At 38.5% G+C, this 19,280-nt stretch carries 15 protein-coding genes; 5 read left to right on the top strand and 10 right to left on the bottom strand.

The features are described from left to right. Window positions 1-80 precede the first annotated feature (80 nt). On the top strand, window positions 81-1,877 hold the full coding sequence (gene lepA, locus QHT84_RS01050) for a translation elongation factor 4 (RefSeq protein ID WP_283237680.1): 1,797 nt from the start codon (window positions 81-83) through the stop codon (window positions 1,875-1,877). Window positions 1,878-2,016: 139 nt separating this feature from the next. Beyond that, on the top strand, window positions 2,017-3,063 hold the full coding sequence (thiL, locus tag QHT84_RS01045; RefSeq protein WP_283237679.1) for a thiamine-phosphate kinase: 1,047 nt from the start codon (window positions 2,017-2,019) through the stop codon (window positions 3,061-3,063). 188 nt (window positions 3,064-3,251) lie between these two features. Here thiL and QHT84_RS01040 read toward each other — a convergent pair whose 3' ends face one another. From QHT84_RS01040 to QHT84_RS01005, 8 genes are all read right to left on the bottom strand, one after another. After that, window positions 3,252-3,917, bottom strand: a complete 666-nt coding sequence (locus QHT84_RS01040) for a response regulator (protein ID WP_283237678.1) — start codon at window positions 3,915-3,917, stop codon at window positions 3,252-3,254. After that, window positions 3,914-5,962: a tetratricopeptide repeat-containing sensor histidine kinase gene (locus tag QHT84_RS01035; RefSeq protein ID WP_283237677.1), complete on the bottom strand. Its 2,049-nt coding sequence runs from the start codon at window positions 5,960-5,962 to the stop codon at window positions 3,914-3,916. The genes QHT84_RS01040 and QHT84_RS01035 overlap by 4 nt, the downstream gene beginning before the upstream one ends. Window positions 5,963-6,058: 96 nt before the next feature. Beyond that, window positions 6,059-6,331, bottom strand: coding sequence for a hypothetical protein (locus QHT84_RS01030; protein WP_283237676.1), 273 nt, complete (start codon window positions 6,329-6,331; stop codon window positions 6,059-6,061). A 304-nt stretch (window positions 6,332-6,635) separates the two neighbouring features. After that, the gene (locus QHT84_RS01025; protein ID WP_283237675.1) at window positions 6,636-8,657 is read right to left on the bottom strand and encodes a tetratricopeptide repeat-containing sensor histidine kinase; all 2,022 of its coding nucleotides are present in this window, start codon (window positions 8,655-8,657) and stop codon (window positions 6,636-6,638) included. Window positions 8,658-8,688: 31 nt separating this feature from the next. Beyond that, entirely contained in the window at window positions 8,689-9,048 is a 360-nt protein-coding gene (locus QHT84_RS01020; RefSeq protein ID WP_283237674.1) for a hypothetical protein, read from the bottom strand. Window positions 9,049-9,320: 272 nt separating this feature from the next. Continuing rightward, on the bottom strand, window positions 9,321-9,977 hold the full coding sequence (locus tag QHT84_RS01015) for a response regulator (protein WP_283237673.1): 657 nt from the start codon (window positions 9,975-9,977) through the stop codon (window positions 9,321-9,323). Between the two features lie 35 nt (window positions 9,978-10,012). Then, on the bottom strand, window positions 10,013-10,897 hold the full coding sequence (locus QHT84_RS01010) for a LytR/AlgR family response regulator transcription factor (protein ID WP_283237672.1): 885 nt from the start codon (window positions 10,895-10,897) through the stop codon (window positions 10,013-10,015). Between the two features lie 299 nt (window positions 10,898-11,196). After that, a complete protein-coding gene (locus tag QHT84_RS01005; RefSeq protein ID WP_283237671.1) occupies window positions 11,197-12,738 on the bottom strand; it encodes a glycine--tRNA ligase in 1,542 nt (513 codons plus the stop codon). Window positions 12,739-12,835: 97 nt separating this feature from the next. Here QHT84_RS01005 and QHT84_RS01000 point away from each other — a divergent pair, with 97 nt between their 5' ends. From QHT84_RS01000 to QHT84_RS00990, 3 genes are all read left to right on the top strand, one after another. After that, window positions 12,836-13,519 carry a ComF family protein gene (locus tag QHT84_RS01000; protein WP_283237670.1) on the top strand — a complete coding sequence of 228 codons (684 nt, stop codon included), beginning with the start codon at window positions 12,836-12,838 and terminating at the stop codon, window positions 13,517-13,519. A 71-nt stretch (window positions 13,520-13,590) separates the two neighbouring features. After that, window positions 13,591-13,911 carry a hypothetical protein gene (locus QHT84_RS00995; RefSeq protein ID WP_283237669.1) on the top strand — a complete coding sequence of 107 codons (321 nt, stop codon included), beginning with the start codon at window positions 13,591-13,593 and terminating at the stop codon, window positions 13,909-13,911. Between the two features lie 120 nt (window positions 13,912-14,031). After that, window positions 14,032-15,624, top strand: a complete 1,593-nt coding sequence (locus QHT84_RS00990) for an Ig-like domain-containing protein (protein ID WP_283237668.1) — start codon at window positions 14,032-14,034, stop codon at window positions 15,622-15,624. Between the two features lie 49 nt (window positions 15,625-15,673). On the opposite strand, the gene QHT84_RS00985 is transcribed toward QHT84_RS00990, so the two are convergent. Both QHT84_RS00985 and QHT84_RS00980 read right to left on the bottom strand, forming a co-directional pair. Beyond that, entirely contained in the window at window positions 15,674-16,441 is a 768-nt protein-coding gene (locus QHT84_RS00985) for a nitrilase family protein (RefSeq protein ID WP_283237667.1), read from the bottom strand. Between the two features lie 2 nt (window positions 16,442-16,443). Beyond that, window positions 16,444-19,278 carry a GH92 family glycosyl hydrolase gene (locus tag QHT84_RS00980; RefSeq protein WP_283237666.1) on the bottom strand — a complete coding sequence of 945 codons (2,835 nt, stop codon included), beginning with the start codon at window positions 19,276-19,278 and terminating at the stop codon, window positions 16,444-16,446. Window positions 19,279-19,280 lie beyond the last annotated feature (2 nt).

Genomic DNA, 19,280 nt, shown 5'->3' with positions numbered 1-19,280 from the left:
GCCTGACCGCCTTGGCGGGAATGCCCATACTTTGATATCCCGAAGCTTTGGGACAGTATGATAAATTGATAGCGATAGAAATGAAGAATATTAGAAACTTTTGCATTATTGCCCACATTGACCATGGGAAAAGTACGTTGGCCGACCGATTGTTGGGAGCTACCCAAACCGTAACGGCCCGTGAAGAGAAGGCGCAGTTGTTGGACAACATGGATTTGGAGCGCGAGCGTGGGATTACGATTAAGAGTCACGCCATTCAGATGGAATACACCTATAAAGGGGAAAAATACATTTTGAATTTGATTGATACACCCGGGCACGTCGATTTTTCGTATGAAGTATCACGCTCAATCGCCGCTTGCGAAGGCGCGTTGTTGATTGTGGATGCGGCGCAAAGCATACAAGCACAGACGATTTCCAACTTGTATTTGGCTTTGGAAAACGATTTGGAAATTATTCCGGTGTTGAATAAAGTCGACTTGCCGAGTGCCAATCCGGAAGAAGTGAGTGATGACATCGTGGATTTGTTGGGCTGTAAATTGGAAGAAATTATCCATGCTTCGGGGAAAACCGGTTTTGGAGTAGATAAAATATTAGAAGCCATTATCGAGCGCATTCCGCCGCCGAAAGGCAGTAAAGAAGAACCGTTGCAAGCGTTGATATTTGATTCGGTGTACAATCCGTTTCGCGGCATCGAAGTTATTTTCCGCGTAAAAAACGGTGAAATTCGCAAAGGACAAAAGATTAAGTTTATGGCTACCGGCAGCGAGTATTTTGCCGATGAAGTCGGGACGTTAAAACTGAATCAGGTGCCGAAGGAGGTGATTTCTACCGGCGATGTAGGGTATTTGATTTCGGGAATTAAAGAAGCGAAAGAAGTTAAAGTGGGTGACACCATTACCGATGCCAAGACGCCAACGACCAATATGATTGTGGGTTTTGAGGATGTAAAACCGATGGTTTTTGCCGGGATTTATCCGGTAGATACCGAGGATTATGAAGATTTGCGTGCTTCGATGGAGAAGTTGCAATTGAATGATGCGTCCTTGGTATTTGCACCCGAAAGTTCGGCTGCTTTGGGATTTGGTTTCCGTTGCGGATTCTTAGGGATGCTGCACTTGGAAATCATTCAGGAGCGTTTGGAACGCGAATTTGATATGACGGTAATTACTACGGTTCCGAACGTGTCGTATTTGGCCTATACCAAAAAAGAGCCCGATACGCCGATTGTGGTGAATAATCCGTCGGATTTACCGGAACCGTCTAAATTAGACCGCGTAGAAGAGCCGTTTATTAAAGCGACGATTATTACTAAAGCCGATTTTGTGGGGAATGTGATGAGTTTGTGTATCGAAAAACGCGGCATAATCACCAATCAGACCTATTTAACCACCGAGCGTGTGGAATTGAATTTTGACATGCCGTTGGCTGAGATTGTATTTGATTTTTACGATCGATTGAAAACGGTTTCCAAAGGGTATGCGTCGTTTGATTATTCGCCGATTGGGATGCGTACCTCCAAATTGGTGAAGTTAGACGTGTTGTTGAACAGCAATTCGGTCGATGCATTATCGGCTTTGATTCACGAAGACAATGCGTACAACATTGGAAAAAAAATGTGTGAGAAATTACGTGAGTTGATTCCGAGACAGCAATTTGATATTCCGATTCAGGCCGCGATTGGTGCTAAAATCATCGCCCGTGAAACCATCAAAGCGTTGCGTAAAGACGTTACCGCTAAGTGTTACGGAGGTGATATTTCGCGTAAGCGTAAACTCTTGGAGAAACAGAAAAAAGGGAAGAAGAGAATGCGTCAGGTAGGAAACGTAGAGATTCCGCAGGAAGCGTTTATGGCGGTATTGAAGTTGAATGATTAATGATTAGGCGCTAAGTTTTTGAGTTGCTGAGGCACTAAGTAACATATTATAGAAAGAACCCGGTTGTGAAAGCAATCGGGTTTTTTGTTGGAATAAACCTTAGAACCTTAGTATCTTTGCACCTTAGAACCCTAGAAAAATGTTAGAAGATAAAACACCGCAACGTACACCGCTTTCTCAATTAGGAGAATTCGGATTGATTCATCATTTGACCCAACATTTTGAGGTAAAGCAAGCTTCGACGTTAAAAAGCATCGGCGACGATGCTGCTATTTTAGATTTTAATGGGAAAAAGACGGTCGTGTCAACGGATTTGCTGATTGAAGGCGTTCATTTCGATTTGAGTTACATGCCGTTGAAGCATTTGGGATACAAGGCTGTAGTGGTGAATTTATCCGATATTGCGGCAATGAATGCCAAGCCTACCCAAATTACGGTGTCGATTGCGGTATCGAATCGATTTCCGTTGGAAGCTTTAGAAGAATTGTTTGAAGGGATTGCCATGGCGGCCAAAATATACCAAGTAGATGTCGTAGGTGGCGATACAACTTCGTCGCAAAAGGGAATGATACTGTCCATCACCGCTATAGGTGAGGCCGATGAACAGGAAATCGTATATCGCAACGGTGCCAAAGAAAATGATTTGCTGGTGGTTACCGGCGATTTAGGATCGGCCTATATGGGATTGCAGGTGTTGGAGCGCGAAAAGCAGGTTTTTCAGGTGAATCCGAACAATCAGCCCGATTTGGACAATTATACGTACTTGATTGAGCGACAATTAAAGCCGGAGGCCCGAACTGATATTCGGGAGTTATTGGAAAAATTAGAGGTAAAACCAACGTCTATGATTGATATTTCAGACGGTTTGTCTTCAGAGATTATCCATATTTGCAAGCAAAGTAAAGTTGGGTGTAATTTATTCGAAGAAAAAATCCCGGTAGATCCTCAGTTCATCAATGTTTGTGAAGAATTCAATATCGATTCCACCACGGTAGCCATTAATGGCGGGGAAGATTATGAGTTATTGTTTACGATTGCTTTGGAAGATTTTGATAAGATAAAAGCCAATCCGAATTTCACGGTGATTGGTCACATGACGCAAGAAAGCGAAGGGATACACTTAATTACGAGAGCGAATACCAAAATACCTTTGAAAGCGCGGGGTTGGGATGCCATTAGTGAATAAAAAAAAGCGATACCCGAAAGTATCGCTTTCCCCCTAAAGTCTTGTAAATTAAAAAGCAGCCAACTACAGTTACTACTAATTAAATTCTACAAATACTAACCCTGAAATCATACTGCTAAGGTAGTAGTTGCAGTAAAAATGGCGGTTACGGTTTCCCGCATATTTGATTACGGTTTCCCGTAAAATCGTTAAATGACACCTTTATTTTTGGCTTCTCGAATCAAATCGACATCCGTACCACCGGCGACTTCCAGAATTTCACGGATGTTGAGTTTTCTTTTTTCTATAGCACTTAGGGAAAGCGGAATGTACGTAGGTAAATCCTTGGTTTTTACACCTTTTGATAAATGGAAAAGGATTTGTTTGTCGAAAACATCTAGTTCGATGTTGTTATATTGTGCCTGACCCACCAATTTGATTACAGTTTGGCTGTAGTAACTTTCGTTATTGATAATTTTATCGAAGGCGAACAGTAATTCATCGAAAGTCAAGTCGTTTTTGATGATTAAGCCGCTGGGATTGATATTTTTGATGATGTTATTGATTTTGAGCAGTTCGGTGTGCATCGTCAATAAAATTACTTTACAATTAGGCATTTCGGCTTTCATCAATAGGGCTAAATCTTCACCGGAATAAATGCCTTTTTCGGCATATTCGGGCATACTGATATCAAAAAAAGCAATATCGAAGGGTTGTGTCGGACTGGTGATGTTCTCGTAACCGGATTTGCAGTTATTGGCCTGGGTTACGACAAATTCATAGCCGTTTTGGCCGTATTTGTTAATGGCGTTTTTGTAGGCTTCGATGATAAACGGATGATCGTCTACAATTAAAATTTGGATTGGGCTTTTCATTCTTGGGTAATAGTTTCAGGTTGTTTGGTTTCTATAGGTACGGTAATGATAATTTTGGTTCCTTGATCTTTTTTCGATTGTATATCGATGATTCCTTTACAATCATGTGTACGGGAAATCATGTTTTGCATGCCTATTCCTTTACTTTTTCGGTTAACGTCAAAGCCGATGCCGTCGTCTTGAATGGTTAGGGAAACGCTTTCAGCATTTCCGCTAATCTCAACCCAAATATTTTTAGCGTTAGCGTATTTGTTAATGTTTTGCAGACCTTCTTGTAATATTCGATATAGGTTGATTTTGATAGTGTTCCCTATTTTATCCCAATTGATGGTATCATCAATGGCATAATTAACATTAGCCTCAAAAGCATTCTTCTGCTCTTCCAACAAATTATGAACGATTGAAACAAAGTTATTAATTAAAACTTGTTTTTCACGATTCAAGTCGTGTGAAATTTCACGAATATCCTGCTCAATGGTTTTGAGTTCATTAAGAAGCTCAAAGCGCCTTTGTACAGCTTCTTCATCGGTACTCGAGTTAAGACTGTCTAGGTTGAGTCGCAACCCAAACATACGACCTAAAACACCATCATGTAAGTCTTGAGCCAATCGTTTCTTTTCTTTGCTGCGGCTTTCGTCGATAATAGCTTGTTGAGACATCATAAGGTTGTAGATGTCTTCGTTGGCTTTTTGTTGCGCTTGTTTGTATAAGAGTTCACGGGTACGGGCACGTTGGGCACGGACTACAAACAATAAAACAACCAAAATAAAAGAAACGACAAACACATAGAGTAGATTGCGGTTTTTTTCGGCGAGGCCTTCTTTTTCTTGGATTATCTCATCAGTTTCTAGTTGAATTTTAGCAAATTTTTCTTGTGATTTCCGCTCGGTTTGTTGTAAACTATCATTAATTCTAATGTAATCTTGAGATAGCTTTTTTGATTCTTCGGAAGGAAAAACTAACGATCCTTGTTTTAGTGCGCTTAGGAGATCAACAGGTAATTTAGTCATTTTAGAAAGTGAAATTGCGCGTTCAGAACATTTTCTAGCATTTTCATAATCATTATTAGCAGCATAGTATTCAGAAAGATGATTTAAACTGTAAATCGAACTTGAATAAAGTTTAAGACTATCGCTAATTTTTAATGACTCTAAAAACATTTCAGGTAAGCGGGAATAATCTTTTACTTTGAATTTACAATAAGCGAGATTATCTAGTAGTAAAACATATAAATCGGGAGTGTCTTTAATTATATTTCTATTTTCTAATGCTAGATTAAAATAGGTTATTGCCTCATTATACTTTTTTTGAAGCTTATAGATGTGACCAATGTTGTTTAGAGATGTTGCTTTTGGATGTTGATTATTATCAATATTATTCTTTTCAATTGTTTCTAGCCCTTTTTTATAATATTCTAAAGCCTTTTCATATTCATTTAATTCACTATTAATATTGCCGAGAATAGTCAAAATAACATAAATTTTGTATTTATCATCTTGATTTTTTAGAATATTATATGCTTTAGTTGCCGTTAAATCAGCTTTTAGAAAATCATTAGCAAAATATTGTGTAACACTTTTATTTAATAATATATTCCCAAGATTTTCTTCATCGTTGAGATTTTTAAATATTTTTTCAGATTTTCCATAAAAGTAAAAAGCACTATCGTAAACAGCATTGTTTTTCAAATAACTTGCTTTAAAACGATATGCATTGGCAATATTTACCGAGTCATTTGCAGCTATAGAATTTTCAAGTAAAGTTTTGTAGGCAAAATCAAATCTAAAGTAGTCTTGATTCAGAACTTGAAAAGTTATTACACTTAGTAGAGCTTCTCTTTTAGCTTTACTGTTTTCTTTTTTTTCAGCAAACAGAATAGCTTTTTTAGAAGTTTCTGATTTTAATTCAAAACTTTTTTTGTCATTGGACAGAATTCTACTGTAATAAACTAAACTATCATTAGTATTTGATTCTGGGTTTGAGCTCTTTTTTTTGTTACAACTAAAAAAAAGAAAAAGTAGTAATATGAATAAACTTTGTTTCAAAGTAAAAATTTTTCATAAAAACGTAAATATATACAATAAAAAAAAAGCTATCAAAATTTTGATAGCTTTCTTTATTTAATATATTTAAATCTCTGTTTAGTATGTAGCAGGTGTAAAAGAACCTCTCTCTAGATTGAAACCTAATCCACCTGGAGTTCTTCCGCCAGTTTCAACAGTTAAACCTAATCCACCAGGAGTTCTTCCACCAGTTTCAACGGTTAAACCTAATCCACCAGGAGTTCTTCCGCCAGTTTCAAGAGTTAAGCCTAACCCTCCTGGAGTTCTTCCACCAGTATCACTTGGCGTAGTAAAAGACGTTACCACAAGCATTAAAGCCAATAGTCCGAATGTAGTTGCTAATTTTTTCATAATTTGAGACTTTTTATTGTTAATGTTTTTGTTTCACTTTAAAAGGTGTGTGAGCTGTAAACGATTTGAGGCTTTCACACTTTCACGATGTAAAACTAAAAAGGAAGTCTCTGCGAGGCCCTATGTATTAAGGTGTTTGTGGTAGAATGGTGTCGTTTGTGAGTAGATGATAGGCAAATCGTGGTGGATGATTTTTGGGTTTTGGGCTAAATCATGCCGTTTTTGAAGAAATTGATTCCCTAAAGAACAGATTCAAATTGTTTTAGATACACAAAAAGATGTGTTCTCATTTGGCCAAATGAATTTAGTCAAGTGGAATGGAAACGAAGAGGATGGTTTTTTCTTTCTCTGTAGATGTAATGGTGAGATTTCCTTTTAATGAGGCCACACGAAATCGAATGTTATGTAACCCGATGCCCTGATTTGGATTTGAAGCATTAAAGCCAATACCGTTGTCGGAAATGGTTGTTTTAATTTTCTCGGCCTCTTTTTTTATACTGATTGTAGCAACGCTGGCATGAGAATGCTTGTTGATGTTGTGACATGCCTCTTGGATGATTCGGTACAGATTCATTTTCTTAATATAGGAAACTACGTCCCAATCTATACTTTGATCGACGGATATAGAGAAAGCGATCCGGTTGAATTTGTTTTGTTCATCAATAAATTCCTCCAGCATTTTTTCAAAGTGAAAGTTTTGATCCAACCCTTTTTCATTAAGGTTGTGGGTAATGTTGCGAATCTCGGTTTCTACTTTAAAAATGTCTTTTACCTGTTTGTCAAAATCATGGTTGGTTTTGTCGTTGTGTTGTTTTTTAATCACCGATAGATTAAGTCGAATACTTGACAATTTATTCATCACGCTGTCGTGCAATTCCATACTGATTCTTTTTCGCTCTGATTCGCGTGCGGCTTCCTCTTTGTCTTTTTGAAGCAACATCAAATGGTAAATCTCTGCATTAGATTTTTGTTGTACTTGAATAACTTTGAGTTCTTTTTGTTTTAACCGTTGCCAAAAGATTATAATTAGCAATAGGGTAATCAACAGTAGGCCGAAAGCAATAATAACTATAATTGTGCGTTGTTTTAAGGCATTGTTTTTTTGTTGATTGATTTCCTCAGTCTCAAGTTGTATTTTATAGTACTGGTTTCTAGCTGTTCGTTCTTTAAAAAGTAGACTATCGTTGATGTGTTTAAATTCTTGTATATAAATGTGAGCTTTTTTTGGATTAATCCTACCGGCATTAGTTAAAGCAGTGAGATAAAAATCGGATGCTTTGGACAACTTTGTTAACTTTAAGGCAGACTCTGCATGTAGATTTGCCCTTATAGAGTCTTCTTTTTTGATGTAGAATTCCGATAGGTAAATATCAGACATTGCACTTTCATTTTTTATTCCTAAACTATCTAATGTTTTTTTAGCCGATTGGAATATTAGAGGAGATTTTAAGGTATTTGTTTTCAGATAGCAGTATCCCAAATTGTTTGATAATATTCCCAATAAAGCCTTGTCTTTTTTACAAACAGACATCTCTTTTAAAGATTTTTTAAAGTATAATATAGCTAATTTGTAATTATTCTGTTCCCTATAAACATTCCCGATATTATTTAAACAAGTGCTTTTTACACAATCTTCACTGGTTTTATTAAACTTGTCAACTAATGATAAAGCGGTATTGTAGGATTTTATAGATTTATCATCTTCACCGATTGATTGATAAACATTTCCCAATAAAATAAGGCTATCATATTCAAGATTATAAACCTTTTTTTTCTTAAAAATATAATTTGCTTTTTTTGCAGAAAGTTCAGCCCCTAAATAGTCATTGAGGTTGTTTTGAATATATGATTTATTGAGTAACATTTTAGCCATTTCAAGTCTATTTCCCAAACTTTTAAAAATATATTCTGCCTTGATATAGTGATAATATGCAGAATCATTCATTTTTAAAAAATGAAAATAAAGGCCTTTAAGCTTATGGAATTTTGCAATACCCGAACGATTATTTTTCTCAAAGACTTTTTCTTCAAAATAGTTTATAGTGTTTATAAATTTTTTATATTCTCCAGCTTTAAGATATCTATAATTAATTTTCTCGAGCCATTCTCTAGTCAAACTATCATTCTTTGTCAAATCGATAAACGAGAGTGCCTTGTCATTATATGCTACCCTTTTATGATGATCAAGAGTGTCTAAATTGGCTAGCGCCAAATATTTCTGAATAGAATCTTGAGTTGGCGTATGTACAATGCGATTATTTTTTTGGGAACAGCCCCAAAAAATAATCAAACACAATCCTAAAAGTATATGTGAAGGCTTAATCATATAGGCAATTTAGCTAAAAAACCGAATTTATTTACAAAGACGACAACAGATTAACCAACTGTTTTTTAAAATTTATCATGTCACTTTCTAGCTCGGTTTGATTGGTAAGAACCGATTTTATTACAGTAGTTGACCCTTTTACATTGGCTTTGGTTACCGTTATTTCAATTTGAAACTCGGCCGGTTTTTCTTTTTTTCTTTTCTCTGTTATCGGTTCAAAGTCAGAGAGAATTTTGTCAAGATTCTCATCTAAATCTTCAAAGGAGTCAAATTGATAGGTTATGGCTTCGTTATCAGATTTCACACTGAGCCAAGCCGAATGGGTTTGGGCAGAAACCACCGACCCAAAGAAGAGCGTGAAAAAAAGGATTATTTTATTTAAGTAACTCATTTGAATAAAAAAAGCCCTGCTTTGTCGTCCAAACAGATACAGGGCTTTGTGCTTGTTTTTCTTTACTTCTGCTTAATAACAAACAAAATAAACAGAAAAATTTCAATTAATTCTTTACCAACAAAATACCACTTTTGTTAGGTGTCATACTCAAGATGGCAAGTCTCAAATTTTTACCATGATTGAATTTGAATTTTTTATCGATGTAAAGTTAAGTGACACTATTTAATCTTTGTTACACAAAAAGTGTACATTTTAAATCCGTGACTGTTTTAGATATATCCCAAACGGCGAGCTTCACGCAATATGTCTTCATCAGAACCTTTTTCAATGCCAAAAAACTCTTTGATTAATGCCTTGCGTTTGTCGATGGCGCTTTTGGAAAGAAACAAATGATCAGGTAGGTTTTTGGTTTGTACGCCCTGTGCTAAGAGCAATATGATTTGTCGGTTGTAGTAGTCCAGCACTTTCGGTGTGTTTTCGAGTTCTTTTTTGAGTTGCGCCACAGTACAGGTGTAGTATATATTTCCACTAACAACCGTGTCAAAGGCCTCTATTAAATCATCAGCCGTAAAATCACTTTTTACCAATAAACCCTCCGGATTACAATCTTTTAGCAATCGAAATAACAGAAGTGACTGATAATGCGAAGTCAGCATCATAATTTTGGCTTTGGGAAAGTACTTTCGAATCAACGGTACCAAATCTTCCCCCGAATGCAAGTTTTCTTCCTCAAATGGTGGCATGATGTAGTCCACCATAACCAAATCAAAATCGGTCTTTTGAGTGGTAATTATAGTGTAAGCTTCCTGACAACTGTTGGCAGCCGTGGTGTTAAGCGTGTATCCACCCGAATTGTAAGCCAAAATCGCTTTATATCCTTCAATTATAGATTGATGGTCATCAATCATCAATACGTTAAGCTCCATGACAATAAATTTAGAGTAAATGTATTATTTTTCTTCTAAATTTCCAAATAGTTGCCGGAAGCAATGCGATTAATAATCAAATCTACGTTGTCTTTGTACGATTTTGAGAACGGGAGTTTGGTAGTCGAGTTTTTAATGTAACATACGGTGTTTCCGGTATGGATACGCGATACTTGATTCACATTAATAATATAACTATTGTGGATGCGTAAGAATTGTGATTCGGGCAGCACAGTTTCAAAATGTTTGAGGGTTTTGAACGCTGTAATCATTTCGCCGTTATTCAAATGAATATCGGTCGAGTTATTATCGGCCTCAAAATATAAAATGTCATTTGAATCAATATAACGGTAATCACCATACGATTTGACACAAATGATTAGTGATTGTTCTTTCGCTATAGTTACCGGAGCATCGGTATTAGGTACAACCGTTTTGATTTCAACAGCATCCTCATCCGTTTCAAGCTCCTCGACAATTGCTTCGTCTAGAACCTCAAAAGTGGCTGCCGGATTCTTCACTTCCATATGCGGTAAATCCGATTTGATAGCCCTGTCGAATTTTAAAATGGCTTTTCTGAAATCGTTAATATCTAAAGGCTTTAACAAGTAGTCAACCACTTCGTACTTCAGTGCTTCGTAGGCCAATTCTTTTTTGGAAGTCGTGATGATAATTTTCGGCACTACGCTCAAATACCGGTACAATTCGTTGATGAGGGACAGTGAGAGACTGCTTTTTTTATCCGAAGGATCAATTTCAAGAAAAACCAATCGAGGTTGATGCTCCAAGATGAGGTTTACGCCATCGTCGTAATTATTGGCGGAAGCGACAAAAGACAAGTTACGAAACCGCTCGGCTATGGCCTGAGTTTTCGTGACATCGTCCGGATTGTCATCAATAATTATGTAAGTGTGGCTCATGAACGCTTTTCCGTGATTTAGGGGAAAGCATCATCAGTCAAATTCAACGGTAGTTTTGGGGAAACTATTTTGATAAGGCTAAGATTAGAATTTAAAATTAACCCAGAAAATAAAAACGACCAAGCGTTCGGATTTTCGTTATAACGAAAGTAGAATTTTGACTAACGAATTTTCAAAATTGTTGACAGAAACGCTAATACTGTTAATATGTGCACTTTATCTCGGATAAATCCTTACAAAAACAAAAATCCCAAAATCGAAAAGATTTTGGGATTTTAGGGTATGGAATTCTTTAAAAATTACATTTTCATCAACCAGTTTCGCATCGAAACTTCGTTTAAAATCAAGTTTCTCAATTCCGAAATCTTAACACGGTCTTGTTGCATCGAATCGCGGTGGCGAATCGTTACGGTTTCATCTTCCAAGGTTTGATGATCTACAGTAATGCAAAAAGGTGTTCCTAATGCGTCTTGTCTTCGGTAACGGCGACCCACAGCATCTTTTTCGTCATACGCCACATTGAAATCCCATTTCAAATCGTCAATAATCTTTTGTGCCACCTCCGGCAAACCGTCTTTTTTCACCAACGGTAAAACAGCGGCTTTGGTTGGAGCCAATACGCTCGGCAAACGCAATACCGTCCGGGTGGAGCCGTCTTCTAAGGTTTCTTCCTGCAGTGATTTCGAGAAAACAGCCAAGAACATACGGTCTAAACCTACTGAAGTTTCCACTACATAAGGGACATAGTTTTTGTTTTCTTCGGTATCAAAATACTGTAGTTTTTTACCGGAGTATTGCTCGTGTGCTTTCAAATCGAAGTCGGTTCTTGAGTGAATACCTTCCAATTCTTTAAATCCGAACGGGAAATTAAACTCAATATCAGCCGCGGCATTGGCGTAGTGGGCTAATTTTTCATGGTCGTGAAAACGGTAGTTTGCTGCGCCTAAGCCTAACGACAAATGCCATTTCAAACGGGTTTCTTTCCAGTAGTCGTACCATTTCATTTCTTCGCCCGGTTTCACAAAAAACTGCATTTCCATTTGCTCAAATTCGCGCATACGGAAAATAAACTGACGGGCTACGATCTCGTTTCGGAAGGCTTTTCCGGTTTGTGCAATTCCGAAAGGAATCTTCATTCGGCCGGTTTTTTGCACATTTAAGAAGTTTACAAAAATACCTTGAGCCGTTTCCGGGCGCAAGTATAAATCCATCGCATTTTCAGCCGAAGCACCGAGTTTAGTCCCAAACATTAAGTTGAATTGCTTCACATCGGTCCAGTTACGCGAACCGGTCTCCGGGTCGGCAATCTCCAATTCTTCAATCAAGGCTTTCACGTCATCCAAATCGCCGTTTCCTAAGGAACGTCCCATTCTTTCCAAAATTTCACGTTCTTTGGCCAAGTATTCCATCACGCGCGGATTGGTCGTTTTGTATTGTTCCTCATCAAAAGCAGCACCAAAGCGTTCGCGGGCTTTTTCGATTTCTTTTTTGGCTTTCAGGTTTAATTTTTCGGCATAATCCTCAATCAAAACATCAGCACGGTATCTTTTTTTAGAGTCTTTGTTGTCAATGAGCGGATCGTTAAACGCATCCACGTGACCCGAAGCTTTCCAGGTGGTAGGATGCATCAAAATCGCGGCGTCTAAGCCTACGATGTTTTCGTGCATTTGCACCATGGCTTTCCACCAATATTCTCTAATATTCTTTTTTAATTCAACTCCGTTTTGCGCATAATCGTATACAGCGCTCAAACCGTCATATATTTCGCTCGACGGAAAAATAAATCCGTACTCTTTTGCATGCGAAACCACATTCTTAAATAAATCTTCTTGTTTTGCCATAATGCTGCAAAAATATAAAAAGCGATGATAAAAAAAGGGTTAAAAATCAATTAGAATTCAAAAAATGCATAATTTTATGTAAGAAAATTACTTTTTTATGTGGAATCATTTGCTCAATTTATTTTTTCCGAGGACCTGTGCCGGTTGTCAATCGATTTTATTAAGCCAAGAAATAGTGATTTGTACCCATTGCCGGCATAATATTCCGCTGACGCATCATCATCAAAATCCCGATAATGAACTCTTCCAACGATTTTACGGTCGCATTCCGTTAGAGTTTGGTGCGGCACTGTTTTATTTTCATAAGAAAGGCATTGTACAAGAAATGATGCATCAACTCAAATACAAAGGACACCAGGAGATAGGTACTGTGGTGGGCGAATGGTATGCTTCGGAGTTACAACATTCCGAACCCATCCGAAAAACCAACTGTATTGTGCCGGTGCCGTTACATCCGAAAAGAATGCGGGAACGAGGCTACAATCAGGTCGCCACATTTGGAAAAGCCTTATCGATTAAGCTTAACTTGCCTTATGATGACACCGTCTTGCATCGAAAAGTATACACCAAAACCCAAACCAAAAAAACGCTTTTAGGACGTTCGGATCTCGATACGAACCTGTTTGATTCATCGTTCTCCGAACTACACCATGGCCAACATTTTTTGTTGATAGATGATGTAATGACTACCGGAGCGACTCTCGAAGCATGTAGCAGAGCGTTACTTAAAATCCCGGATGCCAAGGTCAGTATTCTCTGTATGGCGATGGCACATAATTAAATGGCTAATTATACTAAAATACAGTTTATTGCGTTTTTTGTTATTAGAAGCAGTAACCCAAAAAGAAAAGTATGAAGAAAATTTATGCCCTGGTAACTCTGTTGTTTTTATGCCAAAGTTGTTTCACCTACAAAACAATTCACAATGATCCTTATCAGTTGGAAGCGGGTAAGACCTATAAGGTTAAGCATGACCATAAGGTCTCAAAAATTGTATTTTACAGTGTGAATGATAGTACAATGCAGGTTGTGGAGCAATTTGAGAAAAGAGAAATTCCGGTAAAAGACATCACTGAAATCCAAAAAAGAAAATTTTCAATCGTCAAAACGGTAGGTTTACCATTGTCAGTGGCGGCCGGTTTAGTCGGACTCTTCGCCTTGACGTATCACTAATCTTTTAAGGGTTGTTGACGGCATTTCATTTCAAGGGAACGCCGGATATGTTAAGTTTCGGCAAAAACATTTCATTCACACTAAATATAATTGTTATTTTGTGCTTTGAAAAAATGCTTTATGCCCAAAATACAATTCAAATATTTTTCATTATTGTTGTTGTTGCTCATCGTTGGTTGCGCCAAGCGCGGCACCATTAGCGGCGGCGCCAAAGACACCTTAGCACCGGTTTTAAAATCGAGTTTACCCAAAAACTTCACTACAAACTTTAACAGTAAAGAAATTAAGTTGGTTTTTGACGAATATGTAAAATTGAAGAATGTCAACAAACAACTGATTATTTCACCACCGATGAAAAATCAGCCCGATATTTTGCCGTATAATGCCAGTAAAACCATCACGATTAAGCTCAAAGATACGCTTCAGCCCAATACTACCTACAGTTTTAATTTCGGACAAAGCATCGAAGACAATAACGAAGGCAACCCGTATTCGCAATTTAAATATGTGTTTTCTACCGGTTCGTATATCGATTCCCTGCAACTGAAAGTGAAAGTGAAAGATGCGTTAGAACTAAAAACCGACAACTTTGTCTCGGTTATGCTGTATGAAATCAATGAAAAATTCAACGATTCCACCATATACAAAGAGACGCCTCGTTACATTACTAATACGTTGGACAGTTTGGAAGTAGTGACGTTAGAAAACATTAAAGCCGGAAAGTATCTTTTGATTGCTTTGAAAGATAATGGAAATAATAAGTACAATCCCGAATCCGACAAAATCGGATTTCAAAAAGAATTTATCACCATTCCGAACGATACCGTTTTTGAAGTAGAAATGTTTAAGGAGGTATTGCCTTTTAAAGCGTTGAAACCTACACAAGTCAACACCAATAAATTGTTGATGGGTTACAAGGGTAAAGCCAAAGGCACCAAGGTCACCTTGAGAAACGGACAAGATATTATTCCATCCTTAGTGACACAATTTCCTAAAAAAGATTCGCTTCAAGTTTGGTTTAAACCTATAAAGGCCGATTCTTTGCAGGTAACCGTCGAAAAAGAAAATTACAAAACCGATTTTACTGTCAAAATAAAAACCCAAAAATCGGATACATTAAGCATCAGCTCCGATTTTACCGCGAGTATTCCGCTACGGGAGCGTTTTTCAATCACCAGTTCTACGCCGTTAATCAAATTTGACACGTCTAAAATCAATATCCGCAATAAAGATTCGGTAGCGGTTGAGTTTACCTCGGAGTATGACGATTTTAATCAAAAGTTCTTCATCGATTTTAAGAAAGAACCTTTGGAGCGCTACACAATTCGCATTTTACCCGGTGCTGTGACCGATTTTTTCCAAACCCAAAACGACACCCTGAATTTTAGTGTCGCCACCAAAAATCTTTCGGATTACGGCAATTTAAGAGTGATTTTAGAAAAAGCCAAGAAGTTTCCGGTGATTGTCGAACTCACAGACAAAGACGGAAAAGTAAAATATACCGAATATACCGAGAACAATGCGGTGATCAATTTTGATGCGATTGAGCCTGCCAAATATAGACTGCGCATTATTTATGACACCAATAAAAATAAGGTTTGGGATACCGGTAGTTTTATAGAAAAGCGCCAAACCGAGGAAGTCATTTATTTTACCAAAGAGATTGACGTTCGCGCCAATTGGGATGTGGAACAACCGTTTGACTTAAAATAGTTACGGGTTTTATTCCGCCGCACTCCATACGGTTCGGTTGCGCCTCGTGTCAGATTATGAGTTCAAACGCATCTCTATCGTCAAGAAAAGCCAATTTACTTCGCGTTTCCAGTAGTTTTTCTTTGTCTAATTCCACGATAAAAACACCGTCGGTTTCTTGAGGTTCCAAGAGGTAATTCCCTAAAAAGTCCACCGCTTGTGAGTGCCCGACGTATTCTAAACTATTGATGTCTGTTCCAATTCGGTTCACGCCTACGGCATAACTCATGTTTTCTACGGCTCGGGCTTTGAGTAAAATATCCCAGGCGTTGATGCGTGGTTTCGGCCAATTGGCGACATAAAGCAACACATCGTATTGCGCCGTATTTCGGGCAAAAACCGGAAAGCGCAAGTCGTAGCAAATAAGCGGACAAATTCTGAACCCTTTGTAGTCGATAATCAGCCTCTCTTTTCCCGCAGTGTATACTTGGTCTTCACCGGCCAACGTAAACAAGTGTCTTTTATCATAGGTTTTAAGCGTGCCGTCAGGGAAAACAAAAACCAAGCGATTGTAGTACGTTCCGTTCTCCTCAATCACCAAACTGCCGGTAAGGGCGCAATCTTTGGCTTTGGACAAATGTTGGAGCCAAGCGACAGTTTCACCATCCATGGTTTCCGCCACGGTTTTTGGATTCATGGTAAAGCCGGAAGCAAACATTTCGGGCAGTACAATTAAATCTACCTCTTCCATAAATCCCGTGATTTTTTGGGCCAAATGACTGCGGTTTTCCGTTGGATTTTCCCAAGCTAATGAGGTCTGGATTAAAGCTACTTTCATGATTATTTTAGGGTTATTTCATCAATAAAGATAAAAGCATCGCCATTGTAGGGATAGCCCAAATGCCATTCGGGCAGTTTGCCGTAATTGTAGGCTTTGACTTTTACGTAGCGCGCATCAATTGCTTTTGGCAAGGTTAGGCTGAAATCTTTAATTTGATTCTCATCGGTTTTCGGGTCAATATCGTTGGCAACCGAACCTACCAATATAAAGTTGGTATTGTCCGACGAAATATAGTACTCCACTTTGGTCGGCATTAAAATCCAAGAACGCTGGTCTTGCAAAAAAGTGCTGTGAAACTCCATTACGGATTGCTCCTTTTGCCTATCGATTACGGCTTCAAAATCCTGAGTTTGGTAGCCTTGCCAGTCGCCTTTGCGCCAGTTGGTGGTGCCATGAATGCCATCTAACAAACCATCTGCACCGCCGGCATGATATTGCGGATTATAGGTCGATTTCAGTTTGATGGTGTAATTGTTGGGTTTTTTGAAGAATGTTGCGGTTACATTCCGACTTTTATCATTACCGTTTTTGATTTTGGCCCAAACTTCAGCGGTATTGTCGATGTAAAACGGACCGTTATACGGCATAAAATTATTTTCGGAGGCGTTGTCACTACTTTCTTTTTTAACCCAGTAGAACAGGTTGTCTTTGGCGTTTTGCGAGGCAATTTCCACTTTAAGTTTGTCTTTAAACGACTTGCTTTCGGCTACAATCACCGGAACGGGGACAATAGTTCGATGGTTTAAAACAGTAGTTTTTGACAGAGCGTTTTGGTAAAAACCACCGGTATTTTTTAAGCTTTCGGGCATGGTATTTTTGGTAATCTCTATGGGCTTTTCTCCATCCGGATTGCATTTTATTTTCTCAAAATAAGGCACCGTGGTACTCCAAACCGGTAATCCGGGTGTAACGGCATAAATTCCCATCGAACTTAATACATACCAAGCGCTCATTTGTCCGCAGTCTTCGTTACCAATCAAACCATCCGGAGTATTTTTATAAAATTCGTTTAAGATGTAATGTACTTTTTCGGTTGTTTTTTCGGGTTTGCCGATGTAATTGTACAAATAGGCCATGTGGTGGCTTGGCTCGTTGCCATGGGCGTATTGCCCGATTAAGCCGGTGACATCGGCTTGTTCTCTACCGGTAGTTTTGCTCTCGCTGTTGAACATTTCATCGAGTTTGGCTTCAAATCGGGAGGCACCACCATAGGCTTGAATCATACCTTGAATGTCTTGCGGGACAAAAAAAGAATACTGCCAACTGTTGCCCTCGGTGAAATTGTTGTTGATTTCGCGCGGATCAAAAGGTTTGTCCCAACCTCCGTTTTTCTTCGGGCGCATAAAACCCGTATTCCAATCGAAGACATTTTTCCAACTTTGCGAACGCTGCATAAAGTAATTGTAGTCTTCTTTTTTATTGAGAAGTAATGCCATTTGCGCAATACACCAATCGTCGTAGGCATATTCGAGCGTTTTGGAAACACTTTCGTGTTCGTCATCCATCGAAATAAAGCCTTGTCTTTTGTAGGCTTCCAAGCCTAAATGGTCTAACATGGCGGAATGTTTCGCTGCTTCAAAAGCTTTTTCGTAATCGAAACCTTTGATTCCCTTGGCCATCGCATCAGCCATCACAGAAACCGAATGATAGCCAATCATACAATCGGTTTCATTGGAGGCCAATTCCCAAACCGGTAAGCGGCCACCTTGCTCGTATTGTTTTAAAAAGGTATTGATGAAATCGGCGGTGCGTTTCTTTTCGATTAACGTATACAACGGATGCGCACCACGGAAGGTATCCCAAAGCGAAAATACCGAATAATAATCGAAACCTTCGGCTTTATGAATTTTATTGTCACGCCCGCGGTATTTCCCGTCGATATCCTGAGCAATATTCGGTTGTACCATGGTATGGTATAAAGCGGTGTAGAATATGCTTAGTTTGTCTTTATTCGTTTCAGTAATTTGGATTTTGGCTAATTGTTGGTCCCAAAGTTTTTCGGCGTCTTCTCTGACTTTGTTGAAATTCCAGCCCGAAATTTCACTCATATTTAATTTGGCGCCTTCATAGCCTGTTGGTGATAACGCCACTTTAATCCAAATTTTATCACCTTTGCTTACTTTTTTGGAAAAACTAAGGGCTAGTTGGGTTCCGGAAAAGAATTTATCCGTTACGGAAGCAGGGGCAAAACCGGTATCGCGAACTTTGTTGATTTGCATTGGTTCACTGAATTCAATACGAGCATAAACGTATTGGTCTTTCGCCCAAGCTTCGCTTCTTCGCAGGATTTCAATGGTTTTGGTATTGATGATGCGCACTTCACCTTGCAGTAGTTTATCGCGATGATTTAAGTCAAGTATAATATTGGCATTTCCCGAAGTATTGAAGGTGTATTGGTGAAAACCAACACGCGTGGATGCCGTCAAAGCCACATCGATATTGTGTTTGTCGAGTTTTACCGAATAAAATCCGGCCGAAGCTTTTTCGTTAGCGTGTGAAAAGCTAGAGCTGTAGTCTTTTGGGCTCAACATTGGGTTACCCATGGTTGGCATCAACATAATATCACCATAATCAGTGCAGCCGGTTCCGTTGAGGTGCGTATGTGAAAACCCGTAAATAAAAGTATCGTCGTAATGGTAACCGGAACAACCGTCCCAACTGCCGTCAATTCGGGTATCGGGCGATAATTGTACCATTCCGAACGGTACTGTAGCGCCGGGATATGTATGACCGTGACCGCCGGTGCCAATCATGGGATTGACGTGCTGGTGCAAATTTTGTCCTAAAAGAGAAAACGTAAGGAGTAAAAAAAGAGTAGTTAGTTTAAGGTTCATTG

The sequence above is a fragment of the Flavobacterium sedimenticola genome, from assembly GCF_030053345.1.
GTDB lineage: Bacteria > Bacteroidota > Bacteroidia > Flavobacteriales > Flavobacteriaceae > Flavobacterium > Flavobacterium sedimenticola.
Note: the sequence above shows the minus strand (reverse complement) of the source record. Positions and strands in the feature narration are given on the sequence as shown.

Bases quoted from the DNA above. Each gene is read 5' to 3' on its own strand.
- lepA (WP_283237680.1), top strand. From the start codon at position 81: ATGAAGAATATTAGAAACTTTTGCATTATTGCCCACATTGACCATGGG.
- QHT84_RS01025 (WP_283237675.1), bottom strand. From the start codon at position 8,657: ATGATTAAGCCTTCACATATACTTTTAGGATTGTGTTTGATTATTTTT.
- thiL (WP_283237679.1), top strand. From the start codon at position 2,017: ATGTTAGAAGATAAAACACCGCAACGTACACCGCTTTCTCAATTAGGA.
- QHT84_RS01005 (WP_283237671.1), bottom strand. From the start codon at position 12,738: ATGGCAAAACAAGAAGATTTATTTAAGAATGTGGTTTCGCATGCAAAA.
- QHT84_RS01030 (WP_283237676.1), bottom strand. From the start codon at position 6,331: ATGAAAAAATTAGCAACTACATTCGGACTATTGGCTTTAATGCTTGTG.
- QHT84_RS01040 (WP_283237678.1), bottom strand. From the start codon at position 3,917: ATGAAAAGCCCAATCCAAATTTTAATTGTAGACGATCATCCGTTTATC.
- QHT84_RS00995 (WP_283237669.1), top strand. From the start codon at position 13,591: ATGAAGAAAATTTATGCCCTGGTAACTCTGTTGTTTTTATGCCAAAGT.
- QHT84_RS01010 (WP_283237672.1), bottom strand. From the start codon at position 10,897: ATGAGCCACACTTACATAATTATTGATGACAATCCGGACGATGTCACG.
- QHT84_RS01020 (WP_283237674.1), bottom strand. From the start codon at position 9,048: ATGAGTTACTTAAATAAAATAATCCTTTTTTTCACGCTCTTCTTTGGG.
- QHT84_RS01015 (WP_283237673.1), bottom strand. From the start codon at position 9,977: ATGGAGCTTAACGTATTGATGATTGATGACCATCAATCTATAATTGAA.
- QHT84_RS01000 (WP_283237670.1), top strand. From the start codon at position 12,836: ATGTGGAATCATTTGCTCAATTTATTTTTTCCGAGGACCTGTGCCGGT.
- QHT84_RS00980 (WP_283237666.1), bottom strand. From the start codon at position 19,278: ATGAACCTTAAACTAACTACTCTTTTTTTACTCCTTACGTTTTCTCTT.
- QHT84_RS00985 (WP_283237667.1), bottom strand. From the start codon at position 16,441: ATGAAAGTAGCTTTAATCCAGACCTCATTAGCTTGGGAAAATCCAACG.
- QHT84_RS00990 (WP_283237668.1), top strand. From the start codon at position 14,032: ATGCCCAAAATACAATTCAAATATTTTTCATTATTGTTGTTGTTGCTC.